Origin of the sequence: Bacillus sp. 22475 (assembly GCF_052044835.1) — a bacterium.
Classification (GTDB): domain Bacteria; phylum Bacillota; class Bacilli; order Bacillales; family Bacillaceae_G; genus Bacillus_A; species Bacillus_A cereus.
In genome coordinates this window covers 46,416-58,489 of sequence record NZ_JBQENW010000029.1, presented here as the reverse complement: position 1 = coordinate 58,489, position 12,074 = coordinate 46,416, and the positions used below count along the sequence as shown (strand labels likewise).

The following is a 12,074-nucleotide window of genomic DNA, read 5'->3' as shown; positions in this document are numbered from 1 at the left end:
ACACCCGTTCCCATACCGAACACGGAAGTTAAGCTCTCTAGCGCCGATGGTAGTTGGGACCTTGTCCCTGTGAGAGTAGGACGTCGCCAAGCAACTAAAACACGAGTCAAATGACTCGTGTTTTTTCGTGTTTTATTTTATAATCCATAGTAATAAAAAATGTGTTTAAAGTATTCATATTTTGTTTAAATACGGGGGAATGTGGCTAGGATAGTGAATAAGCAAAAGAGTTGCAAATTTTATTAATACGTATATAATTAAAGTCAAAGATAGTCAAAGTCAATAAAGGTGGCGGATAAATGAGAAATATATCTGATATCATTGAGCAATATCTAAAGCAAGTTATTGACTTAAGTAATAATAATGTGATTGAAATCAAGAGAAATGAGATTGCGGATCGATTCGAGTGCGTACCATCTCAAATCAATTATGTAATCAATACCCGTTTTACGTTAGAAAGAGGATTTGTAGTAGAAAGTAAACGTGGTGGAGGAGGTTACATTCGCATTATAAAAGTCAAACTGCATGATGATATAGACATTATTGATCAAATGCTTCATATGATTGATCATAGCGTTGCGCAAGGGAATGCAGAAAGTATGATTATACGTTTAATAGAAGAGGGAATCATAACAAATCGTGAAGCAAAACTGATGTTAAGTGTAATAGACCGTTCTGTATTATCAATGGATATTCCTTCTCGAGATGAACTTAGGGCTCGAATATTATGCGCAATGTTAAGAACACTGAAATATAAATAAATATAACTTTTGTAAAAGATTGATAACTAAGATAAAGCAGTTAAATATTGTAGAAGTTTTGAAAAAGAACATGCACTTTTATTTAAATGGATTCAGGAAAGCGAACAATCTAGTAATGTATGAAAAGTACCATGAGATAGAGCGTTCCTGTTGTAAAGGTGGGGATAGTGATGACTTGTCAAAACTGTAACATAAGACCAGCAACTTTACATTATACAAAAGTAATTAACGAGAAGAAGGCGGAAGTTCATCTTTGTGAGCAATGTGCAGAGCAAAGTGGCTATACGTCTTTCTTTCAATCATCGCAGTCTAACTTTTCATTTCATGATTTATTTGCTGGTTTATTACACGGTGAATCAACAATGTTTGAAGAAGGGAAAAATGGATTTTCAAATGCAGATATAGTAAGGTGTCCAGATTGTAAGATGACATATGAACAATTTACAAAAGTCGGACGTTTTGGCTGTTCTTCTTGTTACGATACATTTAAGGAGCATTTAAAGCCATTATTAAAACGCCTTCACGGTGGGCATACAGAACATTGTGGAAAAATTCCGGAACGTATAGAAGGAAATATCCACTTAAAGAAAGAATTAGATGAACTAAAACTTATTCTGAAACAATACGTACAGAAAGAGGAATTTGAGAAAGCTGCAGAGGTAAGGGATAAAATCCGAGGTCTTGAAATACAGCTTAGTGAGCATAGGGAGGGGGAATAGTTCTATGTCACTGGACAAAATTATGAACGAAGCAATTAGTCCATGGATGAAGGGGGATGGCCCTGATTCTGATATTGTTTTAAGTAGTCGAATTCGTTTGGCTCGTAATTTTAAACAATATCAATTTTCCACTATGCAAAACGAAGAAGAAGCTAAACAGATTCATGAATTATTCAAAAAGAAATTTATAAATAAAGCAGTAGGGTCCTTTGGGGAGTTTGGACTATTAAAGATGAATGAATTAACCCCTCTTCAAAGGAGAGTTTTAGTCGAAAAGCATTTAATTAGTCCAAATCTTGCAGGGACAGAATATGGAGCATGTCTACTATCAGAAAGTGAACATATTAGTGTTATGCTTAATGAAGAAGACCATATTCGGATTCAGTGCCTATTTTCAGGATTACAGTTATCAGAGGCGCTTCAAAGTGCCAATCAAATAGATAATTGGATTGAGAAAGAAGTTGAATACGCTTTTGATGAGTCACTTGGATATATTACAAGCTGTCCTACTAATGTTGGCACAGGGTTAAGAGCTTCTGTGATGATTCATTTACCGGGACTGGTTTTAACAAAAAGAATTAGCCGTATTATACAAGTAATTCAAAAATTAGGGTTAGTAGTAAGAGGAATATACGGTGAAGGTAGCGAAGCGTTAGGTAATATATTTCAAGTTTCAAATCAAATGACGCTAGGAAAGTCTGAAGAAGATATTACTGCAGATTTAAAGAGTGTCATTCAACAAATTATACAGCAAGAAAAAATGGCTAGAGAATTAATTGTACAAAATTCAAGTATTGAACTTGAAGATAAGGTTTATCGTTCTTACGGCATACTAGCAAACAGTCGTTTAATTCAATCTGCAGAAGCAGCCAATTGCTTATCGGATGTACGACTTGGTATTGATCTAGGATATATAAAAGGTATATCGAGAAATATTTTGACTGAGCTAATGGTTCTTACGCAACCAGGTATTTTACAACAATACGCAGGTGGACCTTTAGGACCAGAAGAAAGAGATTATCGAAGAGCAACCTTAATCCGTGAGCGATTACGTATTGAAAAAAACTAAGCGCAAGTAGGAGGCGATTTCTATGATGTTTGGAAGATTTACAGAAAGAGCACAGAAAGTATTAGCTTTATCTCAAGAGGAAGCAATTCGTATTGGGCATAATAATATTGGAACAGAACATATTTTACTTGGGCTTGTACGCGAAGGTGAAGGAATTGCAGCAAAAGCATTAATTGCTCTTGGATTAAGTCCAGAGAAAGTTCAAAAAGAAGTAGAAGCGTTAATTGGGCGTGGAACAGAAGCTTCTCAAACTGTACATTATACACCTCGTGCTAAAAAGGTTATTGAATTATCTATGGATGAAGCGCGTAAGCTAGGTCATTCTTACGTTGGAACAGAACACATTTTACTCGGTCTAATCCGCGAAGGTGAAGGTGTAGCCGCACGTGTTTTAAATAATTTAGGTGTAAGTCTAAATAAAGCAAGACAGCAAGTTTTACAACTTCTTGGAAGTAATGAAGCTAGTTCAGGTCATCAAGGTGGTTCAGCAACAAATGCAAATACACCGACACTTGACAGTTTAGCAAGGGACTTAACAGTTGTTGCGCGTGAAAATCGCTTAGACCCTGTTATTGGACGTGGTAAAGAAATTCAACGTGTAATTGAGGTATTAAGCCGTAGAACGAAAAACAACCCAGTATTAATTGGTGAGCCTGGTGTAGGTAAAACGGCAATTGCAGAAGGATTAGCACAGCAAATTGTAAATAATGAAGTTCCTGAAACTTTAAGAGATAAGCGTGTTATGACACTAGATATGGGTACAGTGGTAGCTGGAACGAAATATCGCGGTGAATTTGAAGATCGTTTAAAGAAAGTGATGGATGAAATTCGCCAAGCAGGTAATATTATTCTATTTATTGATGAGCTTCATACATTAATTGGTGCAGGTGGAGCAGAAGGTGCAATCGATGCATCGAATATTTTAAAACCATCTTTAGCACGAGGAGAGTTACAATGTATTGGGGCAACAACTTTAGATGAGTATCGTAAATATATTGAAAAAGACGCGGCTTTAGAAAGACGTTTTCAACCAATTCATGTTGATGAGCCAAGTTTAGAAGAATCGATTCAAATCTTGAAAGGTTTACGTGATCGTTATGAGGCGCATCACCGTGTATCTATTACAGATGACGCTATTGATGCAGCTGTAAAACTTTCAGATCGTTATATTACAGATCGCTTTTTACCGGATAAAGCAATTGATTTAATTGATGAAGCTGCTTCAAAAGTTCGCTTACGTTCTTATACAACACCACCAAACTTAAAAGAGCTTGAAGTGAAGCTTGAGGAGATTCGAAAAGAAAAAGATGCAGCTGTACAAAGTCAAGAATTTGAAAAGGCTGCATCCTTACGTGATATGGAGCAACGCTTACGTGAGAAGTTAGAAGATACAAAACGTCAATGGAAAGAGCAACAAGGAAAAGAAAATTCAGAGGTTACGGTAGAAGATATTGCAAATGTCGTTTCTACATGGACGCGTATCCCAGTTTCTAAACTTGCACAAACAGAGACTGATAAATTATTAAATTTAGAATCCATTCTCCATGATCGTTTGATTGGTCAAGATGAAGCGGTAGTAGCTGTAGCAAAAGCTGTTCGTCGTGCAAGAGCAGGATTAAAAGATCCGAAGCGCCCAATTGGTTCATTTATTTTCTTAGGGCCAACAGGGGTAGGTAAAACAGAACTTGCAAGAGCACTAGCAGAATCTATGTTCGGTGATGAAGATGCAATGATTCGCATCGATATGTCAGAATACATGGAGAAGCATTCTACTTCCCGTTTAGTTGGTTCTCCTCCAGGATATGTTGGATATGAAGAAGGTGGACAATTAACAGAGAAAGTTCGTCGCAAGCCATATTCAGTTGTCTTATTAGATGAGGTAGAGAAAGCTCATCCGGATGTGTTTAATATTTTACTACAAGTATTAGAAGATGGTCGTTTAACAGATTCTAAAGGACGTACAGTTGATTTCCGTAATACGATTGTTATTATGACGTCTAACGTTGGTGCCGAGGCGTTAAAACGTAACAAACATCTTGGATTTAATGTACAAGATGAAAGCCGTGATTATTCGGATATGAAAGGTAAAGTAATGGATGAGCTGAAAAAGGCATTTCGTCCAGAATTCTTAAACCGTATTGATGAAATTATCGTATTCCATATGCTTGAGAAAAAACATATTCAAGAGATTGTAACTCTTATGGTAAATCAGTTAGTGAATCGCTTAAAAGAACAAGAAATCGAATTGCACTTAACGGAAGGGGCAATTTCAGCTATTGCTGATAAAGGATTTGATCGTGAGTACGGCGCTCGTCCACTTCGTAGAGCAATTCAGAAACATGTAGAAGATAGACTATCAGAAGAACTTTTAAAAGGTGCTATTGAGAAAGGACAAAAAGTTATCTTTGATGTAGAAGGAGAATCATTTGTCATTCATAGTGCGGAAAAGGTAAAATAAGTATAGACAAACAAAGAGGGCTACGCGATAGCCCTCTTTCTTGTACGAGAAGGATAAACGTTTATAGACGAAAGTGAAGTGAACTATAAAAAGGTATGGCTAAAAAGAAAACGAAATTTATATGTCAAGAATGTGGTTATCAGTCACCAAAATATATGGGTAAATGTCCTGGATGTGGTCAATGGAATACACTTGTTGAAGAAATGGAGCCAGTTGTATCATCTAGGCGCCTTAATTACGCGAATGCAATTCAAACGGAAGTAACAAAACCAAGACGTCTTACCGAAGTAGAAACAAAGTCTGAGGCACGTATTGAAACAGAATTTCAAGAGTTTAATCGTGTGCTTGGTGGTGGAATTGTAGATGGGTCCTTAGTGCTTATTGGTGGAGACCCTGGGATTGGAAAATCAACATTACTATTACAGATTTCATCACAACTAGCAGATTCTTCATATGATGTATTATACATATCGGGTGAGGAGTCGGCAAAGCAGATTAAACTTCGTGCAGATCGTTTGCATGTAAAGGGTAGCAATCTATTTGTTGTAGCAGAGACAGACCTGCAGCGTATTGCAGCACATATTGAAGAGATGAATCCAGCTTTTGTTGTTATTGATTCTATTCAAACGATACATTTACCTGAAGTGACGTCAGCACCAGGAAGTGTGGCACAAGTACGTGAATGTACAGCGGAATTAATGAAACTTGCAAAAACAAAAGGAATCCCTATTTTCATTGTCGGGCATGTGACAAAAGAAGGAGCAATTGCAGGACCTCGTATGTTAGAACATATGGTCGATGCAGTTCTTTACTTTGAAGGAGATCGACACCATACGTATCGTATTTTACGGGCTGTGAAGAACCGTTTTGGTTCCACGAATGAAATGGGTATTTTTGAAATGAAAGAGCTTGGTCTTGCGGAAGTTTTAAATCCTTCTGAAATCTTCCTTGAGGAAAGGCCGGTTGGTGTTGCAGGATCAACAGTAGTTGCTTCAATGGAAGGAACAAGACCGGTTTTAGTAGAAATACAAGCATTAATCTCCCCTACTAGTTTTGGAAATCCTCGAAGAATGGCGACGGGAATTGATCATAACCGTGTTTCGCTTATTATGGCAGTATTAGAAAAAAGAACAGGTTTACTATTGCAAAATCAAGATGCATATTTAAAAGTAGCTGGTGGTTTGAAATTAGACGAACCGGCAATTGATTTAGCAGTGGCTTTAAGTATAGCCTCAAGTTTTAGGGATAAATCTACGGCACCAACTGATGCAGTAATAGGAGAAGTAGGATTAACTGGAGAAATAAGAAGAGTATCAAGAATCGAACAACGTGTACAAGAAGCGGCTAAATTAGGATTTCAACGTGTTATTATTCCTAGAAAAAACTTAGGAGGATGGACAATTCCGGATGGGATTGAGGTTGTAGGTGTTTCTAATTTAGGAGAAGCGCTTCGTTTGACATTAGGAGGCTAGGCTATGGAAGAAAATAAGCAACGTGTCAAAAGTATGATTAATATTTTACAGCTCGTGGCCCCAGGAACACCACTGCGTGAAGGGATAGATAATGTACTTCGCGCACAAACAGGGGGGCTAATTGTTCTTGGATATAATGAGCAGATTAAAAGTATTGTGGATGGTGGTTTTCACATTAATTGTGCATTCTCTCCTGCTAGTTTATATGAATTAGCAAAAATGGACGGGGCACTTATTTTAAATGAAACGGGAAGTAAAATTTTAATAGCGAATGCACAGTTAGTTCCAGAGGCATCTATTGATTCTATTGAAACAGGTATGCGTCACCGAACAGCAGAACGTGTAGCGAAGCAGACGGGCAGCCTTGTTGTGGCCATTTCACAAAGACGTAACGTAATTACGCTATATCAAGGGAACTTACGTTATACACTAAAAGATATAGGGGTTATTTTAACAAAGGCAAACCAAGCTATTCAAACGTTAGAAAAATATAAGGCTGTATGGAATGATGGTATTACGAATTTGGGCATTCTAGAATTTGAAGAGGTCGTTACAATGTCTGAGGTAGTTCACGTTTTACATAGTGTTGAAATGGTACTGCGTATTAAAAATGAAATATTGAGCTATATTCATGAGCTAGGAACAGAAGGTAGGTTAATTCGTTTACAGCTTACAGAATTACTAGCTGATTTAGAAGCAGAGGCAGCATTGTTAATTAAAGATTACCACCAGGAGAAAACACAAGACCATCATCAAATTTTGAAAAAGTTACAGGACCTTGCAAATACACAACTTTTAGAGGATAGTGATTTAGTTAAATTACTTGGCTACCCAGGACAAACCAGTTTAGAAGAAAGTGTGACGCCAAGGGGATATCGAATTACAAGCAAAATCTCTCGTGTTCCGCCACTCATCATTGAAAATTTAATTAATCGATTCAAAACGTTGCAAGGAGTTTGTCGCGCGACTATTCATGAATTGGATGATGTGGAAGGAATTGGGGAAGTAAGGGCGAAGAAAATACGAGAAGGCCTAAAAAGAATTCAAGAGCATCTATATATGAGTAGACACAATTAAGAATATTACATTGATTCCATAATATAACGACACTAGAACATTTTTGGTATATGATATGATATATTGGTAAATAAAACTATTTATAAAAAAACACGTCCGCTTTTGCATTCGGCGTTTTGATTAGCGAAACAATGGTTAATAATGAGTAGGAGGTGGTTGGATGTTAAAACGGATCGTACAGCTCTTCTTTCTAGTAATCGGGGGAGCGTTAGGGATTTACTTAATCCCAAAAGTTATTAATGTATTAGACATCGGTGCTGTTCCTTTATTGGAAGGATCGTATGTTCGTGCGATTATTGGTGCAATTATTTTATTTTTAACAACATTTTGGCTTGTAGATTATATTGTTCAACTTATTAAGCATATTGAAGAGGCTCTTGTAAAGGCGCCTGTAGCAGATGTTTTATTTGGTACATTAGGATTGATCTCTGGTCTTATTGTTGCATATTTAATTTTAATACCGATTCGTGAATTTACAATTCCGGTTATTAGTACGGTGTTGCAAGTGTTCTTCACTCTTTTACTTGGATATTTAGGATTCCAAGTAGGATTTAAAAAGAGGAATGAATTGCTAGGATTATTTACATTACCCCAACGCGGAGGTAAGAAGAAAAATAATAGCGAGAACGAAGAGGCAGAAGCAGAAAAATCTACGACTCATTGGAAAATTCTCGATACGAGTGTAATTATCGATGGACGTATTGCTGATATTTGCCAAACGAAGTTTTTGGAAGGAACAATTGTGATTCCACAATTCGTATTAGAAGAGCTTCAGCATATTGCCGATTCTTCCGATGCTTTAAAGCGTAATCGTGGTCGCAGAGGACTAGACATTTTAAATCGTATTCAAAAAGAGATGCCGATTCCGGTAGAAATTTATGAAGGCGATTTCGAGGATATCCAAGAGGTGGATAGCAAACTTGTAAAGTTAGCAAAAATCACCGGTGGAACTGTAGTAACGAATGATTTTAACTTAAATAAAGTTTCTGAATTACAAGGAGTAACAGTGTTAAACATTAATGATTTAGCTAATGCAATTAAACCAGTTGTACTCCCTGGCGAAGAATTAAATGTTTATGTTGTGAAAGATGGTAAAGAGCAAAACCAAGGTGTTGCGTACTTAGATGATGGTACGATGATTGTAGTAGAAGATGGTAGAGAGTATGTAGGTTCGCAACTTAATGTACTGGTTACTAGCGTATTACAAACATCAGCTGGTCGTATGATTTTCGCAAAACGTAAATTATTAGAAAAAGCATTATAGGTAGAGGATTATTAATATGTATACATTAATTATTCCGGCAGCCGGTCAAGGAAAGCGGATGGGTGCTGGCAAAAATAAGTTGTTCTTACTTATAAATGAAGTACCGATTATCGTTCATACATTACGTGCTTTTGAAAGAGATAAAGCGTGCAAAAGTATTGTTATGGCAATTAACGAAGAGGAACGCCCGTATTTTGAAGAATTAATGCAGAAGTATCCGATTGAAAAACAGGTACAATTTATTCAGGGTGGAGCCGAAAGACAAGATAGTGTATATAACGCGATTCAGCATGCGAGTGATGTTGAATACGTTCTTGTACATGACGGAGCGCGCCCATTCGTAACGAATAAAGTGATTCAAGATGTATTAACAGCAGCAGAAAAATATGGAGCTTCCATTTGTGCAGTGCCAGTAAAGGATACAGTTAAGAAGGTAGAGCAAGGTGTTGTTGTCGAAACGGTAGAACGATCTCAGCTTAAGGCTGTACAAACACCGCAAGGGTTCTCTGTTTCTCTTTTGCTAGAAGCTCATAGAAGTGCAAAACAGAGCTGTTTTCTTGGTACAGATGATGCAAGTCTCGTGGAACGTATTGGAAAGCAAGTAGGTGTAGTAGAAGGGAGTTACTATAATATTAAAGTGACGACTCCAGAGGATTTACTAATTGCTGAAAGTTTCCTTCATGTTCTGAAAAAATAGCCGTGATGGTGTATAACAAAGGAAAGCTCGGCAATGGCCGGGCTTTTCTTTGTAAGGATATCGATATAATATAGAGTCATAAAGCTCAGTGGTTTAGCTCAAGGAGGATGTAAAGAATGTTTCGAATTGGACAAGGTTTTGACGTGCATGAATTTGCAGAAGGTAGACCGTTAATTATTGGCGGAATTACAATTCCACACGAGAAAGGATTAATCGGCCATTCAGATGCAGATGTATTGTTACATACGATTGCTGATGCATGTTTAGGTGCCATTGCAGCAGGAGATATCGGAAAGCATTTTCCTGATACAGACCCAGCTTTTAAAGATGCAGATTCAGCTGTATTGTTGCAAAAAGTTTGGGAATTTGTGCGTGAACAAGGTTACGAGTTAGGGAATTTAGATTGTACAATTATTGCTCAAAAGCCAAAAATGGCACCGCATATTGAAAGTATGCGTAAACGTATTAGTGAACTGTTAGAAACGTCTATAGATAACATTAATGTAAAGGCAACTACAACAGAAAAATTAGGATTTACAGGTAGGGAAGAAGGAATTGCTTCTCAAGCAGTGGTATTATTACAGAAAAAATAATGGTTTTTAATTCGTAAGATGGATAATCACATTTTTTTGTTGTACAATTATAGAATGTGTAGACATTAAGAATGGAAGGTGTACCAATTATGGAAAAGCAAGTGAGAGTGCGCTATGCGCCAAGTCCAACAGGACACTTACATATCGGAAATGCGCGTACGGCATTATTTAATTATTTATTTGCTCGTCATTTAGATGGCAAGTTTATTATTCGTATTGAAGATACTGATGTAAAACGTAACGTGGCTGGTGGAGAAGAAAGCCAATTAAAATATTTAAAATGGCTCGGTATGGACTGGGATGAAGGTGTTGATGTTGGCGGTGAATTTGGACCATATCGTCAAACAGAGCGTTTAGATATTTATAAAAAATTATATCTAGATTTATTAGAGCGTGGTTTAGCTTACAAATGTTATATGACAGAAGAAGAGCTAGAAGCAGAGCGTGAAGGACAAATTTCTCGTGGTGAAACACCTCGTTATGCAGGTAACCACCGTGATTTAACTGAAGAACAAATGAAAGAATTTGAAGCTGAGGGACGTATTCCGAGTATTCGTTTCCGTGTACCAGCTAATCGTGATTACACATTCAAAGACATCGTAAAAGACGAAGTTGCATTCCATTCAAATGATTTTGGTGATTTTGTTATCGTGAAAAAAGATGGAATCCCAACTTATAACTTTGCGGTAGCAGTAGATGATCACTTAATGGAGATTACACATGTACTTCGTGGTGATGATCATATTTCAAACACGCCAAAACAAATGATGATTTATGAAGCTTTCGGTTGGGATATCCCACAATTCGGTCATATGACTTTAATTGTAAATGAAAGTCGTAAAAAATTAAGCAAGCGTGATGAATCTATTATTCAATTTATTGAGCAATATAAAGAGCTTGGATATCTTCCAGAAGCAATCTTTAACTTTATTGCGCTATTAGGTTGGTCACCAGTGGGTGAAGAAGAAATTTTCTCTAAAGATGAGTTTATCAAAATGTTTGATGCAGCTCGTTTATCAAAATCACCTGCATTATTTGATTCTCAAAAACTAAAATGGATGAACAACCAGTATATGAAAAAGCAAGATTTAGATACGGTTGTAGAGTTAAGTTTACCGCATTTAGTGAAAGCTGGACGTGTGGGAGAAACTTTAAGTGAACAAGACCAAGATTGGATCCGTGGTGTAATTGCTTTATACCATGAACAAATGAGTTTTGGAGCTGAAATTGTAGAGCTTTCTGAAATGTTCTTCAAAGATCATGTTGATTATGAAGAAGAAGGACAAGAAGTATTAAAAGGTGAACAAGTACCAGAAGTACTTCGTGCATTTGCTGGTCAAGTAGAAGCACTAGAAGCGATGGAACCAGCAGCAATTAAGGCGGCTATTAAAGCAGTTCAAAAGGAAACAGGTCATAAAGGTAAAAACTTATTTATGCCAATCCGTGTTGCAACTACTGGTCAAACACATGGTCCAGAGCTTCCGAATGCTATTGCACTTCTTGGAAAAGAAAAAGTTTTAAATCGTCTTCAAAAAGTAATTGGTTAACATTTTCTAGGTTTAGAAATATAATAAGTATACTTAAAACCTAATAAGGAAAAGCGACGAGAAGGAGAAGTAGAAAATCAGGCTTTTTACAGAGAGAACCACCTTTAGGCTGGAAGTGGTTTATAAGCGGATTTTTGAAATGCCCCTTCGAGTCTTCTGCTGAACAGTAAATTGTTTTGCGAAACGTCTTAGGGCGTAAAGTAAGCAGAAGCGGTGTACACCGTTATCAGAGATGAGTTTGAGGCTTTTTTAGCCTAAACAGAGTGGAACCGCGCTTATAAGGCGTCTCTGTCAATATGACAGAGGCGTCTTTTTTATACCGTAAAACTGGGTGTGAGTATAAATTTTATCTACGTGTATAAAGATTTAGGGAGATAAGTAGGGAGTTAGTTCACTCGAAAAAGCAGCCCATAAAGG

At 37.0% G+C, this 12,074-nt stretch carries 10 protein-coding genes, 1 rRNA gene and 1 other annotated feature; all 11 genes read left to right on the top strand.

All coding sequences use genetic code 11. From position 1 onward, the window contains the following. Positions 1–92, top strand: a 5S ribosomal RNA gene (rrf, locus tag ACTJJY_RS27180); the annotation flags it as partial. 207 nt (positions 93–299) lie between these two features. Continuing rightward, positions 300–761, top strand: a complete 462-nt coding sequence (gene ctsR, locus ACTJJY_RS27175) for a transcriptional regulator CtsR (protein ID WP_327855725.1) — start codon at positions 300–302, stop codon at positions 759–761. A 170-nt stretch (positions 762–931) separates the two neighbouring features. Further along, on the top strand, positions 932–1,480 hold the full coding sequence (locus tag ACTJJY_RS27170; protein WP_000128385.1) for a UvrB/UvrC motif-containing protein: 549 nt from the start codon (positions 932–934) through the stop codon (positions 1,478–1,480). 4 nt (positions 1,481–1,484) lie between these two features. Continuing rightward, the gene (locus ACTJJY_RS27165; protein ID WP_440607036.1) at positions 1,485–2,549 is read left to right on the top strand and encodes a protein arginine kinase; all 1,065 of its coding nucleotides are present in this window, start codon (positions 1,485–1,487) and stop codon (positions 2,547–2,549) included. Positions 2,550–2,571: 22 nt separating this feature from the next. Continuing rightward, positions 2,572–5,007, top strand: coding sequence for an ATP-dependent protease ATP-binding subunit ClpC (gene clpC, locus ACTJJY_RS27160; protein WP_000971173.1), 2,436 nt, complete (start codon positions 2,572–2,574; stop codon positions 5,005–5,007). A 95-nt stretch (positions 5,008–5,102) separates the two neighbouring features. Beyond that, positions 5,103–6,479, top strand: a complete 1,377-nt coding sequence (gene radA, locus ACTJJY_RS27155) for a DNA repair protein RadA (RefSeq protein WP_001085199.1) — start codon at positions 5,103–5,105, stop codon at positions 6,477–6,479. A 3-nt stretch (positions 6,480–6,482) separates the two neighbouring features. After that, positions 6,483–7,556, top strand: a complete 1,074-nt coding sequence (disA, locus tag ACTJJY_RS27150; RefSeq protein WP_000392164.1) for a DNA integrity scanning diadenylate cyclase DisA — start codon at positions 6,483–6,485, stop codon at positions 7,554–7,556. Positions 7,557–7,716: 160 nt separating this feature from the next. Beyond that, positions 7,717–8,820, top strand: a complete 1,104-nt coding sequence (locus ACTJJY_RS27145) for a PIN/TRAM domain-containing protein (RefSeq protein ID WP_053565451.1) — start codon at positions 7,717–7,719, stop codon at positions 8,818–8,820. Positions 8,821–8,836: 16 nt separating this feature from the next. Further along, positions 8,837–9,517, top strand: a complete 681-nt coding sequence (gene ispD / locus ACTJJY_RS27140) for a 2-C-methyl-D-erythritol 4-phosphate cytidylyltransferase (RefSeq protein ID WP_000288307.1) — start codon at positions 8,837–8,839, stop codon at positions 9,515–9,517. 116 nt (positions 9,518–9,633) lie between these two features. Then, positions 9,634–10,110 carry a 2-C-methyl-D-erythritol 2,4-cyclodiphosphate synthase gene (gene ispF / locus ACTJJY_RS27135; protein ID WP_000488386.1) on the top strand — a complete coding sequence of 159 codons (477 nt, stop codon included), beginning with the start codon at positions 9,634–9,636 and terminating at the stop codon, positions 10,108–10,110. 89 nt (positions 10,111–10,199) lie between these two features. Continuing rightward, complete coding sequence (gene gltX / locus ACTJJY_RS27130) at positions 10,200–11,657, top strand: glutamate--tRNA ligase (protein ID WP_000415150.1); 1,458 nt, start codon at positions 10,200–10,202, stop codon at positions 11,655–11,657. Between the two features lie 47 nt (positions 11,658–11,704). Further along, positions 11,705–11,950, top strand: a binding site (T-box leader). The last annotated feature ends 124 nt before the right edge of the window (positions 11,951–12,074 follow it).